The following is a 26,186-nucleotide window of genomic DNA, read 5'->3' on the forward strand; positions in this document are numbered from 1 at the left end:
ACTTTAGCCGATTTACCGTGCATTTCTTAAATAAATGAGGTGTCTGCGAACCGTAAATTATAAAAAATGCTTTTTCAATCCCTCTTCAGAAAACAGGAAGCTGAGTCAGCTTCCTGTTTTTCGTGTTTGTTCTCCTATGTAATTATGGTAAAATACGGCTAAGGCTATTTGAAAGGATGAGATCGATGAATCATACAGCGGACAATTGTATTTTTTGTAAAATTATTGACGGGCAAATCCCTTGTTCAAAAGTATACGAAGATGAACATGTGCTTGCATTTTTAGATATTAGTCAAGTAACAAAAGGACATACTCTTGTTATTCCAAAAGTTCACAAACAAGACATTTTTGCGTTAACGCCAGAAATCGCATCACATATTTTTGCTGTCGTTCCAAAAATCGCAAATGCAATGAAAGCAGAATTTAATCCAGTTGGCTTCAACTTGCTTAACAATAACGGCGAGAAAGCTGGACAAACTGTATTCCACTTCCACCTTCATTTAATTCCACGCTACGGTGAAAACGATGGTTTCGGTGCTGTTTGGAAATCACACCAAAATGAATACACTATGGAAAATTTACAAAACATCGCAAGTACAATTGCAAATAGTGTGAAATAGTGCCACTATAATAAGAAGTAATACATAACAAGCCTTCCCTCCGGCATATATTGCATGGCTTGTTTCTTCACAAAAAATGCCGGGGATATGATTTTTTGTGCATAGCACGTACAAGAGAGAAAAGTTCACTTTTCTTCCCCTTGTTTTAAAGATATGCACAGTTTTATACATCATGAATACGAACGAAAAATAAGGAGGTTTCCTTTTATGTCAAAAGCTAAATCCTTTATTACAGGTGTACTTTGCGGCGGAGCAGTTGCTGGACTAGCCGTTCTTTTCTCAACTCCTTCTTCTGGTAAAGCCATGCGCGGTAAGCTGAAAGAAAAAGGAACTGATATTAAAAAGACATTAGCTGATATTACAGCTGATACGAAGTTGTTAAAGCGCCAAATCGTTGAAACTGCTTCAGAAGGTAAAGAAGTATTTCAAGAACTAAAAGACGATATGCAAGACACGCTTTCTAACTGGAAACAAGATATTTCTCAAAACAAACGACATATTGAAAAAGAAATTTTAGACATTCAAAAGTCAATTGAGAAACTACAAGAAGCCGTTCCAGAAAAAGCGTAAACATATTCCTGCTTAGTTTTTTGCATATAACAAATATTTTTTATACAAATTGACCTTGACACGGCATATCACATAGATATGCCGTGTTTTTATGCATTTACAATATCTGTTATCCCTTAACATGTATGGACAACACATGTATTCTTGACTCATAAAACGCTTCCATAGTTATGCATGATTTGTATAGAATGTCATTTTTCCAAAAAATTTTCACAATTCTCACAAAAAGACTTTATTAATTTTTATTTTACTGGCATAATAGATAGTAATGAAAAAGAATGTTAAAGTGGGTGAGTAAATGAAAAGTGGAGAAAAAGATTACTCGGTAAAAGAAGCGATGATTTTCAGCCAACGCATTGCTCAATTATCAAAAGCGTTATGGAAGTGCGTAGAGAAAGATTGGCAACAGTGGATTAAACCTTACGATTTGAACATTAATGAGCATCACATTTTATCAATCGCTTATCATTTAAAAGGGGCTTCTATTTCTGAGATTGCTAAGTTTGGAGTTATGCACGTATCAACGGCGTTTAACTTCTCTAAAAAGCTAGAAGAACGCGGCTATCTTGTATTCTCGAAAAAAGAAGATGATAAACGAAATACGTACATTGAAATTACAGACAAAGGGGAAGAATTACTACTTCGCTTAATGGAGGAGTATGATCCTGAAAATAATTCTGTGTTTAATGGGGCACTTGCTCTTCGTAATTTTTACGGTAAGTTCCCAGAAAATATCGAACTTATCGCAATCCTGCGTAATATTTACGGACAAGACTTCATCGATATTTTTGAGAAATCATTAGAGAATATTGAGGAGAACTTTACGGAGTCCGATCAAAAATTAGTTAAAAAATAATCTTTTTATCTTTTCGCAATCATGCGTAAAAATTCATTCATAAGTGGCACAAATAAGCCTTGTTTTACTAGCGCTTCCGCAGTTTCGTTTACTTCGAGCTGATGTGGAAGCGCTTTTTCAAATTGATCTAACAGCGCATCGAACAATAGAAAGCCTTCCGCTTTCTCCTTTACGTATTGTTCGTTCAGCTTTTCACAAAGATTTAGTATACGTTCAATATCTTTTTTACGAGCTTTTTTCTTTATGATTAAAGAATAAAATGGACACTTTTCTTCATCAATCATTTTAAATAGTAGGTCTACGTAATATTCAGCTTGTTCTAGTCTTCTTACAACGTCCATTTTCTCCCTCACTTCCTAACACAAAGTCTTCTATTTCTGAATTTTGTAACACGAACAAAATATCGTATGATACAATATATAAAGTATATGTATTTTAGCCAAAAGGAGGTCTCGCCTCATGACTCTTATAACCGTTGTTTTTGTCGCATTTGCACTTCTTGTTATATTTTACACGAATTTCATGACACATACACTGTGTGAGCGAAAACAAATATCTGCGAGCCGCCAGCCAGGTGTCTTTCGAGTTATTAATGTATGTATTACCATTCTATTAATTTCTAGTTATGTAGAAATTATATTTCATGGAAAGTGAGGAAGGAAAGCCCCTTCCTCATTTTTTTCCTCTATAAGCAAATTATACCTACTATAACCAATAAAATAAACAGTACAAGTAATAAAATAAGTTGAGAATTCATCCCCCATCCCCTCCTCTTTTCTGTATATGCAGCATGCGCCCAATGTGGTACCCCTTCAAAATCTGACACAAACTGGTTAAAATTTCTTTATCAATAGGAAAACGAGTCGAAATATGATATATTAAATTTTGTACATATTGCTTATACTATGAAATAAACGACACGCATCTAAACTTTATCCCAAAGCCTCGCTAAGCCCTGTTAAGCGTGCTTTTACATATAAAAAAAGCAAAGACATCAGTGAGACTTAATCGGGTTCTTATGAACGAAAATAACCTATCATAAGGCGTTTCTTCATTTGTATGGGATAAATTAAAAATACATAATAGTAGGAGTGTTTATTGAATGAAGAAAGCTATGCTTGCCTTAGCCGCAACAAGTGTAATCGCATTATCAGCATGTGGAACATCATCATCATCAGACAAAATTGTTACATCTAAAGCTGGTGACATCACTAAAGAAGAGTTCTACAATCAAATGAAGACACAAGCTGGTAAACAAGTACTAAATAACATGGTTATGGAAAAAGTACTTATCAAAAACTACAAAGTCGATGACAAAGAAGTAGACAAAAAGTACGATGAAATGAAAAAGCAAGTCGGTGATCAATTCGATACACTATTGAAACAACAAGGCCTTAAAGAAGAAACAGTTAAAAACGGTGTTCGCGCTTCATTAGCTCAAGAACAAGCAATTGCAAAAGCAATCACTGATAAAGACTTACAAGCAAAATATGAAGACTATAAGCAAGAAATTAAAGCAAGCCATATTCTTGTAAAAGATGAAGAGACTGCTAAAAAAGTGAAAGAAGAACTTGCACAAGGTAAATCTTTCGAAGAGTTAGCGAAAAAGTACTCTGAAGATCCAGGTTCAAAAGAAAAAGGTGGCGACTTAGGATTCTTCGGACCAGATAAAATGGTTAAAGAATTCGATGAAGCTGCTCGTAAGCTGAAAAAAGACGAAGTAAGTGAGCCAGTAAAAACACAACATGGTTACCATATCATTAAAGTAACTGATACTCATGCTGACAAAACTTTCGATCAAGCAAAAGCTGACATCAAAAAAGAAGTAGTTCAAGAAAAATCACAAGACGCTCAATTTATGAACGATCTTATGATGAAAGAAATCAAAAAAGCTGACGTAAAAGTTGACGACAAAGATTTGAAAGATCTTTTCGAAGAACCAAAAGCTGACGCTAAAAAAGACGCAAAGAAATAATGAAAAGCTCGGGCTTAGCCCGAGCTTTTTTGTATGTTCTCTCTTCGCGATACGTTACATCCAGATTCGGTAAATGAAATTATGCGATTGGTTCTTCAAATCGATCAACTATAGATCTATTTATATCAGCGATTTTTCAATTATATCGACCGTAACTCCAATTATATCGGCGATTTTTCAATTATATCGACCGTAACTCTAATTATATCGGCGATTTTCGAAATATATCGACTTACCGACAAAAACTGACAATGCTTGCAGTCCCCTCTTAAAGAAAAACAAAAAAACCTTGATTCGCTCAACACGAAACCAAGGTTTATCTCATCATTATTGATTAAATTAAAAAACTATGTTAAATTAGTACAGAAACGCATTCGCTAAAAACAACAGAATGTATTTATCCGTATCTTAATTGTACACCAAAACACATCTTCAGTCAACCTCTATTTTTCACTTTTAAAGGAGCGCTTACGTATGAACAAAAAACTTGATTTAGAGCAAAAACGATTGGATACCGTAATAGAAACGATTACGGAGCAAATTGATAAACTAGAAAACGAAACTGGCAGACGCCGGGCAGAAGTAATCAATATTCGTAAACATTTTTGGGATGACGTTAAAGTGAATACTGATACTTTTGATGATTATCTTGAAACAGTTATCAACTTAAGACAACAAGCTCAGTCACTAGCTGTCACACAAATTACCCATAAGCACACCTTTAATCGACTTGCCGCATTAAGACGCATGCATAAAGCACCTTACTTTGGGCGAATTGATTTCAAAGAAGAAGGAGAATCTGCTGCGGATCAAATTTACATCGGCGTAGCCACACTTACTGATGCAAGCGGAGAAAACTTTCTTATATATGACTGGCGCGCACCCATTTCGAGTGTTTACTACGATTATCCACCAGGACCGGCTGAATACAGTACACCAGGAGGCGTAATCCACGGTAATGTGGAGAAGAAATTACAGTACATTATTCAAAATGGCGAGATTGATTCTATGTTCGATACGAGCCTTACAATCGGCGATGAAATCCTGCAACAAGCGCTCGGAAAAGGTACAAACAAACATATGCAAAGTATTGTTGCTACTATCCAGCGCGAGCAAAATGAAATTATCCGTCACGATGAAGGTCGACTACTTATCGTGCAAGGAGCTGCTGGTAGCGGGAAAACGTCAGCTGCCCTGCAACGAATCGCCTACTTACTATATAAATATCGCGAATGGTTAAAAGCAGATCAAATTATTCTCTTCTCCCCTAACTCTATGTTCAATAGCTACGTTTCTAACGTACTACCTGAACTCGGTGAAGAAAATATGCAGCAAGTTACATTCCAAGAATATTTAAACCATAGACTAAGCAAGTCATTTGACGTTGAAGATCCTTATGAGCAATTAGAATATATGTTAACTGAAACGAATAGCCCTATCTATAAAACGAGAAATGCTAGCATTCGATTTAAAGCATCTACTCAATTTTTCGAAATGATTAGAGCGTACAGACAATCTCTTGAATCTTCAGGCATGCTATTTAGAGGAATGAAATTTAGAGGAAAACTGATTGCCTCTGCTAAAGAAATCGCAGAGCAATTTTACAATACCGACTCCTCCCTCCGTTTCCATAATCGAATTGAAAAGTTAACGGATTGGCTAAATAAACAAATAGATGCAATCGAAAAGGCAGAACTAAAAAAACCTTGGGTAGAAGAAGAAATTGAACTACTTAGTAAAGATGAATATCAAAAAGCTTATAAATACTTACAGAAAAAAGGAGAGTTTGACGACAACTCCTTTAATGATTATGAGCAAGAAACGAAAGTACTTGGACGTATGATCGTCCGCAAAAAATTGAAGCCGCTTCGTAAAGGTGTTCAAACACTACGCTTCATCAATTTCACGGGAATATATAAACAACTCTTCACAGATGCATCATTGGTTACTGGAGAAAAACCGAAAGAATGGGATGATATTTGCTCATTAACAGTGAACATGCTCGATGAAGGAAAACTATATTACGAGGATGCGACTCCATTTTTACTTTTAAAAGAGTTAATTGAAGGCTTCCAAACGAATAGATCGATTAAACACGTACTCGTAGATGAAGCACAAGATTATTCGCCGTTTCAGTTCGAGTTTTTAAAACGTCTCTTCCCTGCTGCAAGAATGACTGTACTCGGGGACTTTAACCAAGCGATATTTGCCCATGCGAGTGAAGCAGTGAATTTCAATACACTTACTAGCTTATACGGACCAGATGAAACGAACGGTATCAACCTAACTCGTAGCTATCGCTCAACAAAACCGATTATTGAATTTACACGTGCTCTCGTACCGGAAGGCAATAACATTCATGCCTTTGAACGTGACGGTGAGAAACCTACAGTGACGAAAGTGTCTAATTTCAGCGAACTGCACGACCGTATTACTGCCAAAGTTGCTGAACTACAAAAACAACAGCACAATACGATCGCAATTATATGTCAATCCGCAGCTGAAAGTGCCGCTGCCTACGAGGCACTCAGTCATATCGAGAATATTAAACTTGTGAAAAGTAACTCAGCCGAGTATGAGCAAGGCATCGTCGTTATCCCTGCTTATTTAGCAAAGGGTATCGAATTTGATGCTGTTATTATTTACGATGCTTCTAAAGATGTGTACAGTGATGAAAGCTTGCGTAGATTGTTCTACACTGCTTGTACGCGCGCGATGCATGAATTGCAGCTTTATAGCGTCGGCGAAGTTAATCCTTTTGTACTTGGGGCTGATTCGGAGAGTTTTGAACTTATAACGAAAACACCTTGATGATTCAAGGTGTTTCTTTTTTATGCAGGATTTACACCTTAAAAATAGAATATATCATTTTATAAAAAGCTAAGGAGTGACAAGATGAACCATTATTTTATTGCTATTTATGACGGCGTGTTTCCTACCGAAAAATTACATACCATTTTACAATCTAATCCTACTTTTACCGACCTAAACATCCGCCCTCTCAAAATCTCATCACCAAGACCTTTCACATTATTAGTTGGCGAAGAACATGATGCACTCACAACTGGACTTACAGACAAATACCACTTATTAACGAAAGAGTTGCAAACACTTGAGCAGCAAGAGAAATACTATTACGTATACGATTATAAAATTAGAAAGACCATCGAGAATCCTACCCAAAAATGCTTTCCATTAGCACAAATCAATATAAGTGTTACGAAATTCCATCAGATGATTCAAAAAGTAAAAGACTTAAAACGACCTGTATTTGCAGGGTATAACATCATTTCTCATGATGCAGACATACTTACGATTGATGTACTTCTTTCTTCACCTTTATTGGATCCTAACACTTCCGAAAAAAATACGGAAGAATACTCCTATTTACAGCAGCTAGCTGAATCAATTTCTCGTTCTGAATTATGTACTTCTATTAAAGCCAGTTCGCTTATTTAAACATAAAAAGAGGGTTATTTATCATAACCCTCTTCTACTATCTATTTACGTCTGTACTTGATCATAGTAATGATTTTTTTATATACAACTTATATAAGTATCAAGGTGTTTTTCTCATTCTAAACGAAATATCTTTACGTCGATATACACTGAGCACAATCCCCATTAAAAGCGCATGAAATACAGTCGGCGTTAATCCGTAGCTAATAAAAGGTAAGGATATAGCAGCAATCGGTAATAGGCCTAGAATCATACCAACATTATAAATAAATTGAACTACAAAAAGAGTCATCCCTCCAACGAGAAGCAGTTTACCGTACCGGTCATTTATTTTATAAGATATGACCACTATCCTTGCCACAAAAAGAGAAAGAACGAACACAAGAATTAGTGCCAGAAAATACCCATAATAGTAAGTCAAACTTGCAAATACAAAATCAGTATCTCCAGCAGGGATGAACTTTGTATCTCCAGCTGTACCAAACCAACCTGCTGACGACATTACCTCTTTTAAACGTATATACATAAACCCTGCGCCACGTGCATCACGCTCTGGATTTATATATGCTAAAAAGGTAGGCCAGTAGTATCTTTTCACTGAATCCAGGGAAAAGGACATCCTAATAATAAATAAGCAAATGGGTACAGCTGTAATAATCACTGCCGTTTTCTTTCCTAATTTACTCCACCAAAGCATAACGAAGACCATCGCGATATAAATAAACATTGTTGAAAAAGCGGATCCAATTAAGAATAAATACAGAGAAAACAAATACAAAGCCACAAGATACCTAACTTTCACCCTACTATTATTGAAAAAAGAAGCCCAAGCTAGAAAAAAGAACGGCACTGCCATTAAACGGCCAATTGCAACGGGACCAATTTTTATTAACGGTTCTCCAGCCACCCCAGCGTTTGGAAAACAATTTAATATTAACAAGATAAGTACACCAATTGTATAAAACAGCCACCCTAATCTCTCTAATTTCCGGTAATCAAGTAGCATCATCACTACAACTGTTGCAATACCGAGAATAACAGATAGCACCTTATTCATTAGAAAATCATTCATATATCCAAAAGCTAGAACCGGCAAAAATCCTAGCCCCATCGCAACCACTAATAAACCAATTAAAAACCAATCCACCTTTGGCTTATGTAGTTTGTTAAGCTCCTGGCCAAGTTTAATCGGACTCCCCATTTGCTCAACAGCCTTATCTTCAGCAATTTCCTCGCTTAACCCTTTATCCATCCACATATTCTTCGTCTGTTTTAAGTGAAAGTCTAGTTCAGTTGCCACCAAGTCCTTCGCTTCTTTTGATTTAATATGGTTCGTAACTTCTTTTAAAAACTGCTCCCCTTTTTTGTTCAATTTTTTCTCACTCCTGTACTAATCCTTTTAATATAATTCGTGCCTTCGTAGCATTCTTCTCTGCCTTTCGCAGCATCTTATTTCCTTTATCATTTAATTGATAATATTTAGCTCCTTCGTGATCCCAACTCGATTGGATAAAACGATTCTGTTCTAAGCGGTGTAATAAAGTGTATAAAAAACCTTCATTTCCTTCGAACTTTTGAATCCCTCTCCCCCGTAGTAACTGCATCAATTCATAACCTGTTTTTTCATTCATAAGAAGTTGCAACACTGCTAAAAGGATATCTTCTTCCTTTTCGGACGATTGATTGATTTTTTCACGCACCCGCTTTCGATGCTGATTAGAAAAACTCAAATGTTTAAAAGTTGTGTTCTCCATTGATTTTCGCAAGCCTTTTAATCGATCTTCCATTTGATTATCCCTCCAATCCTTTCTTCAATAGTTCCTTCGCTTTTTTCAGTCTCGTTTTTATCGTGTTTTCCTTCACTTCTATTACCGTAGCAATCTCTTTAATTGATAACTCTTCATAATAAAATAGATAAATCACTTCTCGATATTTTATCGGTAAATTCATTACTGCAGAAGCCAGCCTACTATCCTCTGCATTTTGAATGACAGTTTGTTCGACACTATCATTTTGAATCTCAATATACGCAGATTCATCCTCTGTCACGATAACTTTTTTGTTATACCAACTTTTTAAATAGTCCTTACAATGATTAATCGCAATTCTCCATAACCATGTTTTTAAATTAGAATTCCCTTTATATGTATGAAGAGATTTATAGCATTTCACAAATATATCTTGCGTTAAATCCTCAGCAACCTCTTTATTATTCACATATGAATACACAAGCTGCAGGACTTCTTGTCCATACTTGTTCATTATTTCGTCGATAAGGTCCTCCTTATCTTCTATTTCAAACACTTCTACCGTTAATTCATCCACATCATTTCCTCCTTCCCATATATTAGACGACGCACGCCATGGAAAAGTTTTATAAATTCATAAAAAAATACGGATGGCAATGTCCGTACCGTTTTTTACCTTTATTTTAAATCTAATTTTCTTTACGAGGAGTAAACCTTTTATTCATTTGTATTAGCTCAACCAAAGAGCAAAATCCCTTTGCTCATTTTTGTTACGAAAAACTCTAACTCGTTACCTTAATAAAGATTATGAGTATACCATTTAATAGACGTATCAATATTTGTAGTTGGAATATAATTATGTCCTATCAGTGTAAATAAAAACTGTTTTAACATTCATTTCTATAAACTTTCATAATTATCCGCACGAAAAACATATCGCATACATTCTTTAAGGTTAATTTTAATACCCTCAAATATAAAAAGCGTTATCCTTTCGCAAGCTCAGTTTACTTTCACTCTTACTTTGATGGATGTGTAAGGTCTCCCTACAAAGAACAATATAAAAGTAACATCCATAATTTTGCACTCACCCTATTTTACATTTACTCTGATTCTGTCATTTCATCCATATGAATCTGTTTTCCTGTGAATAGTTTGTAAAACAGATGTGTGCGAATATCTAACAATTTATGTAGCGCATACCGATATCCATCTCCCACCTAAAATTAGTGTTTCACATTTTTGAGGAAGGAGTATTTTGTCAGAAAACAATAAAATCTTATTAATTTTTATAATTAGTAGAATTTTTATAGAAATAATCTTCTTAATCTATTAAAATTAATATCGAATGATGACAGATTATATCATATGATGTCAGATTGTAATAAGGGGAGAGAAAATTTTATGTTAAAAAAAATCATTCCAGTTGCTTTAGCATTAAGTACAATTACTTTTTCAAGTGTATTTGCTGCGCCTTCGGCTCAAACAAATACAGAACCAAACCGCTACATAGATGTACAAATGCTCGGTATTAACGATTTTCATGGGCAACTAGACACTGTAAAGAAAATTAACAATAAAGATGCAGGGGGAATCGAGTACTTAGCGGCTTATTTACGTGATCGTGAAAAACAAAATCCAAATACATTAAAGGTTCATGCGGGCGATATCGTTGGAGCAAGTCCTCCTGTCTCAGCATTATTACAAGACGAACCTACGATTGAATTTCTAAACGATTTAAAATTTGATGTTGGAACCATCGGAAATCATGAATTTGATGAAGGTGTTGAAGAAATGCACCGCCTTATTTATGGTGGATACCATGAAAAAACAGGGAATTTTAAAGGAGCAAAATTCCCATATGTTGCCGCAAATTTCTATAATAAATCCACCGGGCGTCTATTTTTACCACCATTTACTATAAAAAAGGTACAAGGAGTTCCTGTTGGCTTTATCGGAGTCGTAACAACAGATGTTCCTAACGTTGTTATGCCTACTATGCTAAAGAATGTAGAAATTACAGATGAAGTTGAAGCCATTAACAAATCCGTAAAGCAATTGAAAGAACTAGGCGTTAAATCTATCGTTGTTCTTGCGCATAACGGAGGTACAACAGATGCGAACGGCGTAACAAATGGTGATCTCGTCCGATTAGCAAATGAGACTGATCCAGAAGTCGATGTTATTTTTGGGGGGCATAGCCACACCTATGTAAATGGAACTGTTAATAATAAACTTGTCGTACAAGCAAATTCTTATGGAATGGCTTTTGCCGATGTTGATGTAAAGATTGATCGTAAGACAAAAGATATTGTCGAGAAAAAAGCAGAAATTGTTACAACTTACCATGAAGGCATAGAGCCTGATAAAAAAATAAAGAAGAAGATGGAGAAGTATCAAGCTAAAATCGCACCTCTTGTCAATGAGGTTATTGGTAAGTCTACCAATCCACTAGATCGCAAACTAAATACGGCTGGTGAATCTACTCTCGGCAATTTAGTTGCTGATGCCCAGCGTGCAACAATGCAATCCCAAATTGCTCTTATGAACCCTGGTGGTATTCGTAATGACTTAGATGCTGGTGATATTACATGGGGAGAAATATATGGCATTCAACCATTCGGAAATCAATTAATAAAGGTTAATTTAACGGGTCAAGACATACGTGATATTTTAAATCAACAATGGCAAAAAGACATCACAAGAATGCTTCAAATTTCAGGGATCCAATACACTTGGGATGCGAACAAGCCAAATGGAGAAAAAGTCACAAGTATTCACTTAACAAATGGAGAAGAAATTATTCCTTCTAAAACTTACAGCGTTGTTGCGAATGCATTTCTAGCTTCAGGTGGCGATGGATTTGTATCCTTTAAAAATGGGAAAGATGCTGAAACAGGACCAACTGATTTTGAAGCATTAGTAGATTATATAAAACAAGCAAAAGAACCAATTCAGCCTATTATTGATGGAAGAATCCAAAAAATAAATTAGCTTTCATTAATCTCAAAACACCTAACCTAGATTACCTGTTCACTATACTTTTTAGTGTGCAGGTAATCTTATTTTTCTTGTTTTGGTTTGAAACAAAGTCCTACCGTGGTCAACGAATTTACCATCGATATGCAAAGCACCAAAAAAGTAAAGTCAACGTCAAATAATTTGAGCTGATTTGAATTATCTAGATATGTTTTCCATCTACAATACTGTATAACTCTCACCTGTTCAGAAAAACGGGTTTTTCTTTTAATAACTTTGCTTAGCGTACGAAATTCGCGTTTTGTTGGCGCTACTCCATCACCATCAAGCTATGAAAAGCAAATACCCCAAAACGAAAATATAAGCCGTTTTCTTTCAAAAATACATGGAATTTTTAGCCTGTGTTGTTATAAAATTCTTAAGTTGATGGGCATGGGGTACCCCCAGCATGGTAGGAACATATAAAAATATAGTTATAGAAAAAGAGAGAGTGGATTCCTTTTGAGAGTAAGGATCCGCTTTTTTCTTGCTACTGATAATGAGACACTATATCTGACTTACATAAATATCCTATTTGTTCAAATTTGTCCTTGCTGATGGTACAATTAAAGTCATGGAGGGCTATTATGTTAAATTTTTATGTAACACTGTTTCTTATATTCGGCACTGCAATATTCTTATTTTTTAAATCTGGTTCACCAAAAATTAAGGCTAAAAACCTATCGTTGATAATGGTCTGTTTAGGGATAAATCTACTCACAAGTCCAATAGCTTTTTTTATAGGCGGGATGGCAACAGCCCCTCCAGATAGTACTGCACTTGATTTTTGGGGAGGATTTCTCTTCATTCAGGGAATACCGCTTCTCATACTACTTGCAGCTTTTTTGAAGTTGGCACTAGCAAAGAAAACAAAACAAGTATAGAAGCATATAATGAATAGGTGGATTCCTTGCGAGAGTAGGGATCCACTTTTTTCTTCCTATCAATAATGTTACGTTATGTTAACTTTATATGAATATCCTATTCATCCAAATGTACACAAAATAGGCCTTGCTAATGGTACAATTAGGATAACGGAGGAATATTATGGGATATCTTAATCAGCTTTATGTAATACTGTATTTTATAATCGGCCTTGCAGTATTCTCATTCTTCAATTCTGATTCACCAAAAACTAAGGATAAAAATCTAACATTCATAATGGTCAGTTTAGGGGTAAATCTATGCACAATTCCAGTGGCTTTATTTATAGGTGTGATGGCAACAGACTCTCCATATAGTACTGAACTTGATTTTTGGGGAGGATTTCTCTTTATTCAGGGAATACCGCTCCTCCTACTACTTGTAGCTTTGATATGGTGGTTTATCCGCAAGGGCAAAGAAAAAATCGACACATAGAAGTTTAAAATGACTTCCGCTAACGATAAGTATGTAAATGAGCTGCCGATATGGGCAGCTCATTGTATTTTGCTTAACATGTTTTTTCAAAAATGATATCAGTTAAAAGAACAAAAAACTAAGACCGCAACTAAGAATCTTATCTCTTTCTATTCATTCTTCAATTACCATCCACCTTTAGGTACAATCGTAAAGTCAATGTTGTTTACTGGGTCTTGACCTACCTTTAGTTGGTAGTAGAACCCCCTCCCATCTTTTACCTCGTTTAAGTCTACTCCACTATCTATTAGCTTATTTACTTCTTCAATATTGAGTTTTGGGTCTGCAATACGAATGATGATTTCCATTAGTTTTCGATACTGCTCATTAGCTGTCTTATCCTCAAATACCAGTTTTTCAGTTGTAACCGAATAGGAGTTTGACAGCCAATCACTTTTACCCATTTTGGAATAAATTTCAAATCCTTTCCAGTCTGCTTTATAGATACGATCGTTTTCTTTATCACGATACTCTATATTTGAATCTTCGATCTCAATCATGCCATTTGAGTATTCTTTTAACTTATTTTCAAAGTCTAATCGATGTGTGAACCCGTCTTCAATAGTATCCTTAGTTAAAATATCTCGTCCGCAACTAGAGAGAATAAGTAGTAAAAAGATAGAGAATAAAATAGCGCAAATCTTTTTCATAGAATTTACCTCATTTGGTTTATTTTTAACATTTATATTTAAACATAACTTGATTTTAAGATAAAGGGTGTATACAACTTTGTTTCAAATTCACAATAAAGATACAAAATAAAAAGTACCCCTAATGTAGCGGTACTTCTGTTGTTTTATAATTCCGTCAGCAATTCGAATTTTCTTTTTTGATCCGAAGATAGTTCATTTTCTACATAACTTTTTATAAGTAGATCAATTATTTCATGAGTATATTTAGCATTTTGACATCATTTACCGTATTCGTGTTTCCTCTACATTTTAGCTCCTTGGTTAAAAAGTCCTAATTGATTTTTGTTCCATAAAAGGGACATATAATGTAGTAACTGATCGCATAAATATAATCATAATATTTCCGCATTTCCATTGGATTTAATACTAATAAATTATAAAATGATACCGTATATAAAACTATACGGTATTCAAAAAGATTGCTATTATTCCTCGTAATGAAAGGAGTTATTACAATCAAAAACAATAATAATCAACATCCGCCGGACAAAATCGATAAGTGGTTGGTTTTTACTGGTTATGCAGCTTTTGTTTGGTCAGCTCTATTCGGGTTAATTCACATTTATTGGGCGGCAGGAGGTACTTTAGGATTTGAAGGCAGGACAATGGGCAAAGTGTTATTCATCATTAATCTAGTTGCAATTGCTCTATGTATAGTTGCTGCATTTACTGCACTTGCACTTGTTCAAGCATGGGGACGAAGATTTCCATCCTGGTTGTTGCTCACTGCAGCATGGGGAGCATGTGCAATTTTAGGTTTGCGGGGTGGCGTAGGGATAACTCAAAGCTTGTTGGACTCAGAATCCCTTTCTTTACTATTAGTAATTGTTGAACCGTTTTTCTTGTTAGGAGGAATCTTATATGGGCTTCTTGCTTTTCTTTATATTTACACCTCCAATAATAAGAAAAAAACAAAACAAGACGGGATAAATCTATAACAATATGGCTGGCTATGTCCATACCGTTTTGTTATACCTTTATTTCAAGCTTATTTCTCTTTAGGAAGAGTAAAACACAACACTTTAATCGATATTTTAGCGCATTCATAATAAAACAAAAACCACCTAAAGGCTCCCCTTCAGGTGGTTCTCTATTTTTACGCTAACGCAGCTGCTTGTTCTTGTTGATCTACAGGAATTACAGCGTCTGTTAATGCTTTTTCTAGTTCAGCAGTATATTTCATTTGCTCTTCTTTGCTCCAGCCTAGTTTTGCAGCCATGTAGTTGATTACTGCTTCTTTCCACTCGTATACCCAGTGGATGTTAAAGAATACAGCACCTCTGCGGCGTACGAAGAAGTCAACTGGTTTCGCTGTCATTTCGTAATCCATTGCGTATACAAGAGGGATTAGAACGTCTAGCGGCATGTTGTATTCTTTCGCTTCGTTTTTATGTTTTTTCGCTAAGTCGAACAGTACGTCTACGTTAGAGCCATAGAATTTCGCGAATTCTTCTGCTTGAGCTGTTGTTAAACCGTATTTCGTACCTTCGCCTGCTTTTTTCGCAACGAATGCTGAGAATCCATGTGAACCACTTACATGTCCACCAGAGATTGGCATATGTTTCGTGTCACTCTTCGGATATGCGCTATGTCCTTCTTTTTGTAATAGGTTCGTTACGTAGTCTACTACCATTTCAGCCATTTTGCGGTATCCTGTCAATTTACCACCTGCGATTGTAATTAAACCAGATTCAGAAGTCCAAATTTCATCTTTACGAGAAATTTCAGATGCATTCTTACCTTCTTCATAAATTAACGGACGTACACCAGCCCAACTTGATTCCACATCTTTTTCTGTAATTTTCACGCTTGGGAACATGTAGTTAATCGCATTAATGATATATGTGCGATCTTCTGTTGTCATGTGCGGTACAGCTGCGTCTTTATCATAGAACGTATCTGTTGTACCTACGTACGTTTTTCCTCCGCGCGGAATCGCGAACACCATACGTTTATCTGGTGTATCGAAGTAAATCGCTTGGCCTAATGGGAAACGTTTTTGATCAATTACTAAGTGAACACCTTTTGATAACTGCAGTACTTTACCTTTTTTCGAGTTATCTTTTTCACGAAGTGTATCTACCCAAGGACCGGCTGCGTTTACAATTTTCTTACCGTAAACTTCGTATACTTCACCGTCTAGTAAATCGATTACACGTACACCGCATACTTTTCCATCTTTATATAAGAAACTGTCTACTTTTGCGTAGTTAACAGCTTTCGCACCATGCTCAATCGCTTCTTTCATTACTTCAATTGTAAGACGCGCATCGTCTGTACGATATTCTACGTAGTAACCGCCGCCTTTTAATCCTTCTTGTTTTACAAGAGGCTCTTTATTTAGCGTTTCTTCACGGTTAAACATCTTTCTGCGCTCGCTTCGTTTTACACCTGCTAAGAAGTCATATACACGAAGACCAATTGATGTACTAAATGATCCGAACGTACCGCCTGTATGGAACGGAAGTAACATCCACTCTGGTGTTGTTACATGGGGACCGTTCTCATATACGATCGCACGCTCTTTCCCCACCTCTGCTACCATTTTCACTTCAAGTTGTTTTAAATAACGTAAACCGCCATGTACAAGTTTCGTTGAACGACTTGATGTACCTGCTGCAAAGTCCTGCATTTCAAACACAATCGTTGATAAACCGCGTGTTGCCCCATCTAATGCAATACCAGAACCAGTAATACCTCCACCAATTACGATCACATCTAACTCTTGCTTATTTACTCCATTTAATACGTCTTTACGTTGTTTACTTGAAAATTTCATGGTAATTCCTCCCTTTGATAACGAAAAAAGAGACCACAAACTCCGCTATAGATTTCGCCTCTATAGCGCGTTGTGGTCTCTCCAAATCTCCTACCGAATTATTAACTTGTCACCATTATAACACTGTTTATGATTATTTGAAAGCTTTTGTTGCTTCAATTGCCTTTTTCCATCCAGCATATAGCTCTTCGCTTGTTTCCGCTTCCATCGTTGGTTCAAAGCGTTTGTCCATATGCCACTGCGCTTTAATTTCATCTTGGTTTTTCCAATATCCAACCGCAAGACCTGCTAAATATGCTGCACCTAAAGCTGTCGTTTCATTGATCACTGGACGCTCTACAGGAACCTCTAAAATATCACTTTGGAACTTCATTAAGAAGTTATTTTTAACTGCTCCGCCATCAACGCGTAATGTGTTCAGTTCAATCCCTGAATCAGCTTCCATTGCGCATAGTACATCTTTCGTTTGGTATGCTAAAGATTCTAGCGTTGCACGAATGAAGTGCTCTTTCGTCGTACCACGTGTTACACCAAACATAGCGCCGCGTACTTCACTATCCCAATACGGTGTACCTAAACCTACGAATGCCGGTACAACGTATACACCTTCAGTTGATGCAACGCGTGATGCGTACACTTCACTCTCGCTCGCATCTTTAAACATGCGCATTCCGTCACGTAACCACTGAATTGCAGAACCTGCTACGAAAATACTTCCTTCTAATGCGTAATTTACTTTACCATCTAAACCCCATGCAATTGTTGTTAATAGGCCATGCTCAGAAGCAACTGCTTTTTCGCCTGTGTTCATTAACATGAAGCAACCAGTTCCGTAAGTATTTTTCGCCATACCTTCACCGAAACAAGCTTGTCCAAATAATGCTGCTTGCTGATCACCAGCTACACCTGCAATCGGTATATTTTGGCCGAAGAAGTGATAATCAATTGTTTCACCATATATTTCAGATGATGGACGTACTTCTGGAAGCATACTCTTTGGTACTGTTAACATGTCTAGAAGCTCATCATCCCATTGTAAGTCGTGAATGTTAAACATTAATGTACGTGATGCGTTTGAGTAATCTGTTACGTGCGCTTTACCGCCAGATAATTTCCATACAAGCCATGTATCAATTGTTCCGAATAATAACTCGCCGTTTTCCGCTTTTTCTCTTGCACCTTCAACGTTATCTAAAATCCATTTTACTTTCGTACCAGAGAAGTATGCATCAATTAAAAGACCTGTTTTTTCGCGAACCATCTCGCTATAACCTTTTTCTTTTAACTCATCACAAATTTCAACTGTTTGACGAGATTGCCATACGATTGCGTTATAAATTGGTTTTCCAGTTGTTTTATCCCATACAACCGCTGTTTCACGTTGGTTCGTAATACCGATACCAGCGATTTGTTCTGGTTTTACATCCGCTTCACTTAAGCAAGTTGCGATAACTGCTAAAATAGATCCCCAAATTTCTTGTGCATTATGCTCAACCCAGCCTGGCTTTGGAAAATGTTGTGTAAACTCTTTTTGAGCTGAATGAACGATTTTTCCTTCTTTATTGAAAAGAATTGCGCGTGAGCTTGTTGTTCCTTGGTCTAATGAAAGAATATATTTTTTCATATCGGTTTCCCCCTATGCTACTTTTCTATTATTTGTAGTGCTTCCGCTTTTTTTACTTGTCATATAAGAGATTGCTAGTACAATCACAGTTGCAATAATCACATAAATAAGTGCTGGATTTTGTTTTCCTTCAAATACAACTTGATGGAATAAACCTGCAAGTGATCCACCTAGAATCGGACCAACTACTGGAATCCATGCATACTTCCAATTTGAACCGCCTTTTCCTGCAATCGGAAGGAAGAAGTGTGCAATACGCGGACCTAAATCACGAGCCGGGTTGATTGCGTATCCTGTTGTTCCACCTAATGATAAACCAATACTTACAATTAAGAAACCTACGATAAATGGATTTAATCCATCTGCAAATTTATTTGCTCCAATTGCTAATATACCAAATACTAAAACGAATGTTCCAATCATTTCACTCAAAAGGTTTGCAAATGTGTTCGGAATTGCTGGACCTGTTGCAAATACACCTAACTTTGTTCCTGGATCTTCTGTTTCTTTCCAATGTGGTAAGTAGTGTAAATATACGATAACTGCCCCGATAATTGCCCCAATCATTTGTGCTGCGATATACATAGGTACGTCACTCCATGGGAACGCTCCCTTAAAAGCAAGTCCTATCGTTAAAGCCGGATTCAAATGTGCCCCACTAATTGATCCAACTGCATACGCTGCCATAGCAACCGCTAAGCCCCAGCCCATTGTAATTACAATCCAACCAGAATCTTTCGCAAACGATTTCTTTAAACTTACACCAGCACAAACGCCGCCACCAAGTAAGATTAACAACGCTGTCCCTATTAATTCCCCTAAAAATGCTGACATAAAATCCCTCCACAATCAATTTAAACGCTTTTAAATGTGATAGAGGTAAAATGAATGGCCATTCGTTTTTGTCAAAAGAAAAAGACCCACAGCTTTGCACGTTTCTATATAAAATTATATAGAAACAATGAAATGTGGATCTCTTCTTTTCTCCGTCACGTTTATTAACTTGTCTATAATGTTAACCTCTAATGAAAGCGGTGTCAACAGAATTTTTTCACATTTTCGTCACTTTTTTTGGTAATGTTTCCATAGTTCGCGTTTTGATGTCGTAATTGCTGTCGCACCAGCATTTAACGCTTTCTCCACATCATCAACTGTACGAATAAAACCACCCGCCAAAATCGGTACACCAGTACGCTCCTTCACTTCAGCGATAATGTCCGTCATTGCTCCTGGAAGCACCTCAATATAATCCGGCTTCGTCTTTTCCAAAAGGTTGCAACTCTTTTCCATTGCGCTAGAATCGATTAAAAAGATACGCTGAATTGCCACAACACCCTTTTGCTTCGCCTTCATAATGACACCGGCCTTTGTCGAAAGTAACCCGTACGGTCTAAACTCTTGGCATAAATACTCCGTCGCATGCCCATCACTCTGCAACCCATGAATTAAATCCACATGTAAAAACACCTTTTTACAATATTGCTTCGCAAGTGATATAACACTCCTCAATTGACCGACATGAATATCTAAAATAACGATATACTCATACGAACTATGTAATAGCTTTTCCAAATCTTTAATTTGCCTCACTGCCGGCAAAATCTTCTGTTCATGAAATTCCATTCTAAATGTCCCCTTCTTTATGTCATCCTATCCTTTATAGTACACAATTTGAGTGGAAAGAACAGCTAGTGTAGGGGGATTTCTTTCATTATCTATATATTTTCTTCAACTTATCAGAAACTGTACCACCTATAACCATTAATATGAGGGGTAAAAAGTTCATTACGTATGGTGCATCCGCTAAAATTGTAATGCCTGCTCCTGCAAACTTATTTAACAGCCATACAACGATTTTTGCAATAAACAAAAATACTCCTATCATAAATAGACCATCAAAGAACACCTTCCATTTTGGATGCGCTAATTGTTTACTATCTTCTATTACTTTCTGCGTCAACTCTTGACCACTCCTCAATAACTCATCAATCGTAATGCCGAACAGATCACTTAAATGAATAATAATTTCAATGCTCGGATAGTTCTTTCCCGTCTCCCATTTCGAAACAGACTGCCTGCTCACATGAAGTTTTCAGCCAAATCATTTTGCGACCAATTTCTTTTTTCCCTTTCTTCTTTCAAACGTTCACTAAAAATCATACTGTGCTTATCACCTCTCTAAGCCTAGTATGGTCAAATAAATGATGAAGAGTAAAGCTAGTTATCGTTGCATAACCTGTGCAACTTGTGCGTTACACCTTATAATAGCGCCGTTTTGTATTTTATATCATGCAAATTTCATATACTTTTCTTCTATAATAATTTCCCGAACAATAATACAAAGAACGAATACTAGTAAAGACTAGATTAGGCATAAAAAATACGCCATCCCTTCTTATCAGTCTCCAGAAAGAATAACGCAAATTTTCATTTTTACTCATAATTTTTCGGACTATATGAAAACCCAGGATATTTCACAACAGGCCATTTCTCTTTACGTAAAGAATCCATCACTTGCGGCCCAACATGCACATTACTTTCCACTATTTCTTTAGGAGTCAGTGCCATCCATTGATTTAACGACACATCTTCAAAACGATTGCTTCTGAACATCTCTAAAAACCACAATGTTTCGGTACCTGTATTTTGAATATAATGACCCGTCGCAAACGGTACATATCCGACATCACCAGCTCGATAATCAAATGTACGAGCTGCACCATCTCCAAGAAATACAGTCATTCTTCCTTGCCCAGTAAGATAATACTGCCACTCATCGTTGTTAGGATGCCAATGGAGCTCTCTCATTCCGCCAGGCTCAATTTCAACTAGTGCTGCTGCAATTGTTTTTGAAATAGGAAAATTAGTAGAGTCTACAATTCGGACACTACCACCAGGGGTCTTGATAGGTGTTTGTTTTAACAATTCGTGCTTGAAGGTTAAAAGAATTTCTCCTTCAGGTGACTGGACTTCCTGACTCTCAAGCGAACCCGGTACCTCTCCTTGATAAATATAGATTTGCTCTGATGGAATAGAGTTAAAAGCACTTTCTGGCACTCCGAAATTAGCCGATAGAACTTCTTTTGGCGTATGTGCAAACCAGTCTGAAATAGCTAAAGTAGATAGATCAGAAAAATGTCCATCATCGAAAACGAGCAGGAATTCACAATGTTCCAATCCTTGAATAGAATGCGGAATACCAGGCGGGAAATACCAAAGATCACCCGGACCAACATCAGCAATAAAATTCCGTCCATTTTGATCAACAGCCGTTATGCGTGCCTTTCCTAAAAGCATATATGCCCATTCTGCTTGTTTATGCCAATGGAGTTCACGTACTCCTCCGGCCGTTAAACTCATATTTACACCAGCAATCGTAGTCGAAACCGGAAGTTCCCTAACAGTAATCTCCCGAGACCACCCACCGTGTTTTAAAATCATAGAAGTGTCTGAGAATGAAAATTTCAAGTTAGGAACTAATCCAGCATCAGTTATAGGCGGAACGAGCATATTCGGATTTTGAATATCCCGCATAACATTACGCGGGCCAGAATCAATCGCACCTGCTCCATCGCTACGGATTGGTTGTGGTATACTTCCTCCCGCTTCATTAACAGTACGTTTCTCCATCATTACACTCCTTTTTCATTGGATTATTAGGTGAAAAAACCTCTATCCTAGTGTATGAATTGGGGTTTGGATGGTTACTGTGACTATGGATACAACACGTTTTTCTCTAACAGTCTACTACTATCACTGTTTAAAATAGAAAATAATCTATAAAAACTTTACGGAAAATACAAAAACGCCCTCTGTTTTAGAATAATAAACAGAAAGCGTTCCTTTTTTATAAACTGTATTTAGAAATTATTATTTAAGGTATTTCCCCAAATCATCTAAGTTTCTCGTATGATTTAGAATGATTACATACTCAACTTCAACTTCTGTTACTACCATTTCTAATACTTGATGGATTTCAATATAATCATTTTCATATTCTTTTGCCGAAGCTACAATCTCTTCTAGGGTTCTTACAAATGTTTCAGCACTCCAGTCTTTTGTTGACAACGCCACATAGGTTTGAAATTTTTTTGTATTCATGTCAGTCCCTCTCCTCGAGTACAATGGGAATTGTGTACTTTTTGGTAACTTCATCTAAACTAATTTATTTTGGACTAAAATTCACTTCAGTGGCGGCCGTTGTTAAATTAGTGAATTTAAATTTACTTCTTTTCATAGTACATCCCCCTCCTTTGTAACGTTAAAATCATATATTATATAAATTGAATATATAGTATTCTCTAGCAAAAATCAATTCCATTTTCATTTTTATACTAATCTATTTGATTATCTGACAAAATACATATGTATAAGACAGCCAAGATACATATAAAAACAGGACATAGTATAGGCCTTCTTCTGTTTCACTTCGCATATGCACATTGGATTTTTGTGATAGCTAACAGAGTCCATTTGGTCCTTTCTCCACTAAATCAAATTCTTTTAAAATTGTCCCGTAATTCTTCAATATCATCACTTCACAATTGATTTAAATGGACTACAAACAATGAACTTGGAGTAATATCATTTTTCCTTTTCACTTTAAATCCCTTTATTTAGCAAATCTTCCGCATATATCATTTTGCAAATAATTACATATATGATCAAAGGTATTTATAGTCTTTAAAGGTAAATTTACTAGACGAAAAGAAAATTTTGATTTTTATCTCTTCATCCACTAAAAGTGTCATTTTTAAACCTTTTCATCACAAAGAACAGAAGCTAACAATAAATTGTTAACTTCTCACCTTAAGGAAAAATAGTATCTTTCCTTATCTTCTACTATCTAGATTGTGATTTAATATTTGTAAGATGAGCATCAAACATATCAATTATTTCAAGAAATCTATCAGCTTCACGAAAAACATGGTCTGCTAATAATGGATGAATGATACTCTTTATTTTACATTGCTCAATTAAATCACGTGCCGTTTTCTTAAAATCCCGAAGAGATGTAACTGACACACGATTTTGATCTAAAAATTGATCTAAAAGAGGAACAGTTTGAGATTGTGGTTTCATAGATTCTAAGTCAATTGCTTGATACATCAATTCATCAAAATCATTGCTAAAATTCCGGGCTGTATCTACAAGCTTTCTTTCCGATGGATCAAGAAGATGACCAATAAATTTAGCATGGTCTGCCATAATCCTTAAAAAGAAAACATTTTCTTTAATAATAGCATCAGGAAGAGCATCTAATTTACCTTCATTTAATTCAATTAAACGTCTTCTAAAATAATCAGCTTCCCTACTTGTGTGGTCAACTAACAGTGGAAAATTATTTTGTCCTGGCAATTTACATGTGAGAATTAAACCTAAAATTTTCCGCTTAAATCCCCAAATATTAGTTGCGGCTTGTTGTACTTCTGAATTAAATCTTTTTATTTGTCCAGGATCTGTTTCATTTGTATAGGAGTATGCTATTTGTTCGATATGTTCAAACAATCGATAAAATTGATTAGCCTCTTCGATTAGTTGGGTATCCTCGCATCTAAACCCCAATCGAAGAAAAAAAGAATGCTCCTTCATGATTCTAGACCAAAAACGAATTTCATTTAATGAACGTTCAACAAACATTACAGACGTAACACCCGTATCAGGATGTAATGAGGTTTCATCCCTATTCATTCTTAATCCCCCCAATAAATACTAAGCTAGTTCCATTCTTATGAGTAAATATATATATAAATACCATCAATAAAAGTTCATGATGAATCTCGTATATATGTAAAATTAAACTTATATAAGCTTAACTTGATGGCATGCACTTGCTCCCCTCAAAAGAAAAAAAGACTACCAACCTAGATGTAAAGTTCTACTAAGTGGTAGCCTTTCAAAATTTCTATTAAAGCAATACTGAATCTTTATCACTATCCTGATTGCGTTTCTCGCGCTCTTCTTCTAATCGCTTCATATAAACTTCGCCTTCTTTTTCGATAAACTCATTATCCATCTCTTGCTCTCTTTTCGAAGTATATAAAACCATGTAACCACTCAATACAATCCCAACGATCACAAGATAAATCCACCATGGTAAAGTTTCCACTTTCGTTCATTCCTTTCCTTAGACAAGCCTTATTAGTTTCACTCTATGAGGAAAGAAGTGGATTTATGCTTGAAAATTCATTTTATCCTTGTGGATGCTTCGCGAAAAACGCTTGTACATATTCCATAAATTCGATTGGTTCCTGGCGAAACGGTGCGTGGTATCCTTTTTCAATGATATGAAACGTACTATTTGCAAATAACTGATGATACAGCTCACCGTTTTCCCAAGAAACACTCTTATCATGTCGACCCCATATAATCAACGTTGGCACTTTTATTTTATCTGCCTCCATCGCAATACGGCGCTCTTTCATTTTTGTAAGCTCATCATAATGCTTTTTATCATCCCGACTATTCTTCACTTCATTTTTATTATAATCCGTAATCGCAGTTACAGTTTGCAGGTCCGTTGATAACTGTGGCATTTCATAACCTTCTTTTTGCTCAAAAGATTCAATTCCTGTAGAATCCGCTAAAATAAGATGCGTAACCGCGTCCGGATATAAGTACGCTAAATTAAGGGACATCTCTCCACCCATCGAATGACCAAGTACTGCGAACTGATCATATCCAAGTTTCTTCATTAACTTATAATATAAATTCACTTGCGCAGGAAACGAATACTGAAAATCTATTGGCTTAGAAGAACGCCCAAATCCTAAAATATCAACCGCAATAATCGTATGATCTCTCGCTAGTTCCGGATAAATATCACTAAATCCATCTGAAGAACCACCAAACCCGTGAAGCATAAGTAAAGGCGGTTTCCCCACGCCAATTTGCTTAAAATAAATTGTCTGCCCATCAATTTGTGCCATACTCTCTTTCGTATTTATCTTCATCATCACAGTATCTTTCACTTCTTCAACCTTCGCAATCGGCTTATCAACGAAGTTACAAACTATTAACAAAACGAGCACAATACCGCTAATCATATAAAACTTAAACCGTTTCAAAATCCCCGTCTCCTTTCTCATGTTGCTATTTAAAGGTTTCACATTTTTTGGTTGTTTTATGTTCCTTTTTTAATCGTAACCGTATCGGTTACAATTAAATTAAAAAAATATTACTCAATGCCACTACTAATGGTTACTTTGTAACTATTATAGTTACAAATAAAAAGTAAGTCAATTATTTTATCCGCGTTAACGGGCCGTCCGATTAGTGTGAGATGAACCATCAAAGATTGTTTGCTCAGCGCTATTTGGTGCTAGCTTCCTTTGCATCGCTGAATTACTTGGTCGGACAATTGGATATCCGAAAGAAGGCTTGTTATCACTATACTTGGTGTCCCTTACTTCTTTTAGTTAATAAAAAACGCAAGCTTCTTTTGATT

25 protein-coding genes and 2 pseudogenes are annotated in these 26,186 nt (G+C 36.1%); 12 read left to right on the top strand and 15 right to left on the bottom strand.

Annotated features, from left to right (window positions below; genetic code table 11):
• The first annotated feature begins 185 nt into the window (after positions 1-185).
• The 3 genes from ACP6L7_RS22750 (at position 186) to ACP6L7_RS22760 (ending at position 2,046) form a co-directional block, all read left to right on the top strand.
• The gene (locus tag ACP6L7_RS22750) at positions 186-620 is read left to right on the top strand and encodes an HIT family protein (RefSeq protein WP_001016832.1); all 435 of its coding nucleotides are present in this window, start codon (positions 186-188) and stop codon (positions 618-620) included.
• 207 nt (positions 621-827) lie between these two features.
• Positions 828-1,190, top strand: a complete 363-nt coding sequence (locus ACP6L7_RS22755) for a YtxH domain-containing protein (protein WP_002201482.1) — start codon at positions 828-830, stop codon at positions 1,188-1,190.
• A gap of 298 nt (positions 1,191-1,488) precedes the next feature.
• Complete coding sequence (locus ACP6L7_RS22760) at positions 1,489-2,046, top strand: HTH-type transcriptional regulator Hpr (RefSeq protein WP_000834920.1); 558 nt, start codon at positions 1,489-1,491, stop codon at positions 2,044-2,046.
• Positions 2,047-2,051: 5 nt separating this feature from the next.
• Here the strand turns inward: ACP6L7_RS22760 and ACP6L7_RS22765 are convergent, their stop codons facing one another.
• Positions 2,052-2,387 (bottom strand): DUF1878 family protein, encoded by a 336-nt coding sequence (locus ACP6L7_RS22765; protein ID WP_071747306.1) that lies wholly within the window; start codon positions 2,385-2,387, stop codon positions 2,052-2,054.
• 118 nt (positions 2,388-2,505) lie between these two features.
• Between ACP6L7_RS22765 and ACP6L7_RS22770 the strand changes: the two genes are divergently transcribed.
• The 4 genes from ACP6L7_RS22770 to ACP6L7_RS22785 all read left to right on the top strand — a co-directional run bounded on the left by ACP6L7_RS22770 (position 2,506) and on the right by ACP6L7_RS22785 (position 7,480).
• Positions 2,506-2,700 (top strand): hypothetical protein, encoded by a 195-nt coding sequence (locus ACP6L7_RS22770; protein ID WP_000172693.1) that lies wholly within the window; start codon positions 2,506-2,508, stop codon positions 2,698-2,700.
• Positions 2,701-3,148: 448 nt separating this feature from the next.
• Positions 3,149-4,021, top strand: a complete 873-nt coding sequence (prsA, locus tag ACP6L7_RS22775) for a peptidylprolyl isomerase PrsA (RefSeq protein ID WP_097829914.1) — start codon at positions 3,149-3,151, stop codon at positions 4,019-4,021.
• 474 nt (positions 4,022-4,495) lie between these two features.
• The gene (gene helD, locus ACP6L7_RS22780; protein WP_430529452.1) at positions 4,496-6,832 is read left to right on the top strand and encodes an RNA polymerase recycling motor HelD; all 2,337 of its coding nucleotides are present in this window, start codon (positions 4,496-4,498) and stop codon (positions 6,830-6,832) included.
• An 84-nt stretch (positions 6,833-6,916) separates the two neighbouring features.
• Positions 6,917-7,480, top strand: a complete 564-nt coding sequence (locus ACP6L7_RS22785; protein WP_097829912.1) for a hypothetical protein — start codon at positions 6,917-6,919, stop codon at positions 7,478-7,480.
• A 100-nt stretch (positions 7,481-7,580) separates the two neighbouring features.
• On the opposite strand, the gene ACP6L7_RS22790 is transcribed toward ACP6L7_RS22785, so the two are convergent.
• Genes ACP6L7_RS22790 through ACP6L7_RS22800 form a run of 3 tightly spaced genes read right to left on the bottom strand, consistent with a single transcriptional unit; the run spans position 7,581 to position 9,805 of the window.
• Positions 7,581-8,852 (bottom strand): FtsW/RodA/SpoVE family cell cycle protein, encoded by a 1,272-nt coding sequence (locus tag ACP6L7_RS22790; protein ID WP_097829911.1) that lies wholly within the window; start codon positions 8,850-8,852, stop codon positions 7,581-7,583.
• 7 nt (positions 8,853-8,859) lie between these two features.
• A complete protein-coding gene (locus ACP6L7_RS22795; RefSeq protein ID WP_097829910.1) occupies positions 8,860-9,267 on the bottom strand; it encodes a PadR family transcriptional regulator in 408 nt (135 codons plus the stop codon).
• A gap of 4 nt (positions 9,268-9,271) precedes the next feature.
• Positions 9,272-9,805, bottom strand: a complete 534-nt coding sequence (locus tag ACP6L7_RS22800) for a sigma-70 family RNA polymerase sigma factor (RefSeq protein WP_097829909.1) — start codon at positions 9,803-9,805, stop codon at positions 9,272-9,274.
• A gap of 827 nt (positions 9,806-10,632) precedes the next feature.
• Between ACP6L7_RS22800 and ACP6L7_RS22805 the strand changes: the two genes are divergently transcribed.
• From ACP6L7_RS22805 to ACP6L7_RS22815, 3 genes are all read left to right on the top strand, one after another.
• A complete protein-coding gene (locus ACP6L7_RS22805; protein WP_097829908.1) occupies positions 10,633-12,222 on the top strand; it encodes a bifunctional metallophosphatase/5'-nucleotidase in 1,590 nt (529 codons plus the stop codon).
• A 611-nt stretch (positions 12,223-12,833) separates the two neighbouring features.
• Positions 12,834-13,130, top strand: coding sequence for a hypothetical protein (locus ACP6L7_RS22810; protein ID WP_071772337.1), 297 nt, complete (start codon positions 12,834-12,836; stop codon positions 13,128-13,130).
• Positions 13,131-13,293: 163 nt separating this feature from the next.
• The gene (locus tag ACP6L7_RS22815) at positions 13,294-13,605 is read left to right on the top strand and encodes a hypothetical protein (protein ID WP_071747296.1); all 312 of its coding nucleotides are present in this window, start codon (positions 13,294-13,296) and stop codon (positions 13,603-13,605) included.
• Positions 13,606-13,769: 164 nt separating this feature from the next.
• On the opposite strand, the gene ACP6L7_RS22820 is transcribed toward ACP6L7_RS22815, so the two are convergent.
• Positions 13,770-14,294: a hypothetical protein gene (locus ACP6L7_RS22820; RefSeq protein WP_097829907.1), complete on the bottom strand. Its 525-nt coding sequence runs from the start codon at positions 14,292-14,294 to the stop codon at positions 13,770-13,772.
• 479 nt (positions 14,295-14,773) lie between these two features.
• On the opposite strand from ACP6L7_RS22820, the gene ACP6L7_RS22825 reads away from it, so the two are divergent.
• A complete protein-coding gene (locus ACP6L7_RS22825) occupies positions 14,774-15,274 on the top strand; it encodes a DUF3995 domain-containing protein (protein ID WP_097829906.1) in 501 nt (166 codons plus the stop codon).
• Between the two features lie 158 nt (positions 15,275-15,432).
• On the opposite strand, the gene glpD is transcribed toward ACP6L7_RS22825, so the two are convergent.
• The 10 genes and pseudogenes from glpD to ACP6L7_RS22875 form a co-directional block, all read right to left on the bottom strand.
• Entirely contained in the window at positions 15,433-17,115 is a 1,683-nt protein-coding gene (glpD, locus tag ACP6L7_RS22830) for an aerobic glycerol-3-phosphate dehydrogenase (protein WP_098361658.1), read from the bottom strand.
• 133 nt (positions 17,116-17,248) lie between these two features.
• Positions 17,249-18,739: a glycerol kinase GlpK gene (glpK, locus tag ACP6L7_RS22835; protein ID WP_097829904.1), complete on the bottom strand. Its 1,491-nt coding sequence runs from the start codon at positions 18,737-18,739 to the stop codon at positions 17,249-17,251.
• Between the two features lie 12 nt (positions 18,740-18,751).
• Positions 18,752-19,573: a glycerol uptake facilitator protein GlpF gene (gene glpF, locus ACP6L7_RS22840; protein ID WP_097829903.1), complete on the bottom strand. Its 822-nt coding sequence runs from the start codon at positions 19,571-19,573 to the stop codon at positions 18,752-18,754.
• Positions 19,574-19,801: 228 nt separating this feature from the next.
• Positions 19,802-20,362 carry a glycerol uptake operon antiterminator GlpP gene (gene glpP, locus ACP6L7_RS22845; RefSeq protein ID WP_097829902.1) on the bottom strand — a complete coding sequence of 187 codons (561 nt, stop codon included), beginning with the start codon at positions 20,360-20,362 and terminating at the stop codon, positions 19,802-19,804.
• 88 nt (positions 20,363-20,450) lie between these two features.
• Positions 20,451-20,899: pseudogene (locus ACP6L7_RS22850) on the bottom strand (helix-turn-helix domain-containing protein).
• 273 nt (positions 20,900-21,172) lie between these two features.
• Positions 21,173-22,369 (bottom strand): oxalate decarboxylase family bicupin, encoded by a 1,197-nt coding sequence (locus tag ACP6L7_RS22855; RefSeq protein WP_097829901.1) that lies wholly within the window; start codon positions 22,367-22,369, stop codon positions 21,173-21,175.
• A gap of 240 nt (positions 22,370-22,609) precedes the next feature.
• On the bottom strand, positions 22,610-22,840 hold the full coding sequence (locus ACP6L7_RS22860; protein ID WP_087970766.1) for a hypothetical protein: 231 nt from the start codon (positions 22,838-22,840) through the stop codon (positions 22,610-22,612).
• Positions 22,841-23,581: 741 nt separating this feature from the next.
• Entirely contained in the window at positions 23,582-24,430 is an 849-nt protein-coding gene (locus tag ACP6L7_RS22865) for a DUF2935 domain-containing protein (RefSeq protein WP_001078040.1), read from the bottom strand.
• Between the two features lie 217 nt (positions 24,431-24,647).
• Positions 24,648-24,848 (bottom strand): sporulation YhaL family protein, encoded by a 201-nt coding sequence (locus tag ACP6L7_RS22870; protein WP_097829900.1) that lies wholly within the window; start codon positions 24,846-24,848, stop codon positions 24,648-24,650.
• An 82-nt stretch (positions 24,849-24,930) separates the two neighbouring features.
• Complete coding sequence (locus tag ACP6L7_RS22875; protein ID WP_141533303.1) at positions 24,931-25,806, bottom strand: alpha/beta fold hydrolase; 876 nt, start codon at positions 25,804-25,806, stop codon at positions 24,931-24,933.
• Positions 25,807-26,038: 232 nt separating this feature from the next.
• On the opposite strand from ACP6L7_RS22875, the pseudogene ACP6L7_RS22880 reads away from it, so the two are divergent.
• Positions 26,039-26,157: pseudogene (locus tag ACP6L7_RS22880) on the top strand (iron chelate uptake ABC transporter family permease subunit); the annotation flags it as partial.
• Between the last annotated feature and the right edge of the window lie 29 nt (positions 26,158-26,186).

The sequence above is a fragment of the Bacillus silvicola genome, assembly GCF_050524305.1.
GTDB classification, from domain to species: domain Bacteria; phylum Bacillota; class Bacilli; order Bacillales; family Bacillaceae_G; genus Bacillus_A; species Bacillus_A cereus_AT.

Excerpts from the sequence above, each read along its gene's own strand:
- glpP (WP_097829902.1), bottom strand. The coding sequence starts at position 20,362 with ATGGAATTTCATGAACAGAAGATTTTGCCGGCAGTGAGGCAAATTAAA.
- ACP6L7_RS22750 (WP_001016832.1), top strand. The coding sequence starts at position 186 with ATGAATCATACAGCGGACAATTGTATTTTTTGTAAAATTATTGACGGG.
- prsA (WP_097829914.1), top strand. The coding sequence starts at position 3,149 with ATGAAGAAAGCTATGCTTGCCTTAGCCGCAACAAGTGTAATCGCATTA.
- glpF (WP_097829903.1), bottom strand. The coding sequence starts at position 19,573 with ATGTCAGCATTTTTAGGGGAATTAATAGGGACAGCGTTGTTAATCTTA.
- ACP6L7_RS22825 (WP_097829906.1), top strand. The coding sequence starts at position 14,774 with ATGAAAGGAGTTATTACAATCAAAAACAATAATAATCAACATCCGCCG.
- ACP6L7_RS22755 (WP_002201482.1), top strand. The coding sequence starts at position 828 with ATGTCAAAAGCTAAATCCTTTATTACAGGTGTACTTTGCGGCGGAGCA.
- ACP6L7_RS22820 (WP_097829907.1), bottom strand. The coding sequence starts at position 14,294 with ATGAAAAAGATTTGCGCTATTTTATTCTCTATCTTTTTACTACTTATT.
- ACP6L7_RS22785 (WP_097829912.1), top strand. The coding sequence starts at position 6,917 with ATGAACCATTATTTTATTGCTATTTATGACGGCGTGTTTCCTACCGAA.
- ACP6L7_RS22860 (WP_087970766.1), bottom strand. The coding sequence starts at position 22,840 with ATGAATACAAAAAAATTTCAAACCTATGTGGCGTTGTCAACAAAAGAC.
- ACP6L7_RS22795 (WP_097829910.1), bottom strand. The coding sequence starts at position 9,267 with ATGGAAGATCGATTAAAAGGCTTGCGAAAATCAATGGAGAACACAACT.
- ACP6L7_RS22865 (WP_001078040.1), bottom strand. The coding sequence starts at position 24,430 with ATGAATAGGGATGAAACCTCATTACATCCTGATACGGGTGTTACGTCT.
- ACP6L7_RS22855 (WP_097829901.1), bottom strand. The coding sequence starts at position 22,369 with ATGGAGAAACGTACTGTTAATGAAGCGGGAGGAAGTATACCACAACCA.
- glpK (WP_097829904.1), bottom strand. The coding sequence starts at position 18,739 with ATGAAAAAATATATTCTTTCATTAGACCAAGGAACAACAAGCTCACGC.
- ACP6L7_RS22765 (WP_071747306.1), bottom strand. The coding sequence starts at position 2,387 with ATGGACGTTGTAAGAAGACTAGAACAAGCTGAATATTACGTAGACCTA.
- ACP6L7_RS22810 (WP_071772337.1), top strand. The coding sequence starts at position 12,834 with ATGTTAAATTTTTATGTAACACTGTTTCTTATATTCGGCACTGCAATA.
- ACP6L7_RS22805 (WP_097829908.1), top strand. The coding sequence starts at position 10,633 with ATGTTAAAAAAAATCATTCCAGTTGCTTTAGCATTAAGTACAATTACT.
- helD (WP_430529452.1), top strand. The coding sequence starts at position 4,496 with ATGAACAAAAAACTTGATTTAGAGCAAAAACGATTGGATACCGTAATA.
- glpD (WP_098361658.1), bottom strand. The coding sequence starts at position 17,115 with ATGAAATTTTCAAGTAAACAACGTAAAGACGTATTAAATGGAGTAAAT.
- ACP6L7_RS22760 (WP_000834920.1), top strand. The coding sequence starts at position 1,489 with ATGAAAAGTGGAGAAAAAGATTACTCGGTAAAAGAAGCGATGATTTTC.
- ACP6L7_RS22815 (WP_071747296.1), top strand. The coding sequence starts at position 13,294 with ATGGGATATCTTAATCAGCTTTATGTAATACTGTATTTTATAATCGGC.
- ACP6L7_RS22770 (WP_000172693.1), top strand. The coding sequence starts at position 2,506 with ATGACTCTTATAACCGTTGTTTTTGTCGCATTTGCACTTCTTGTTATA.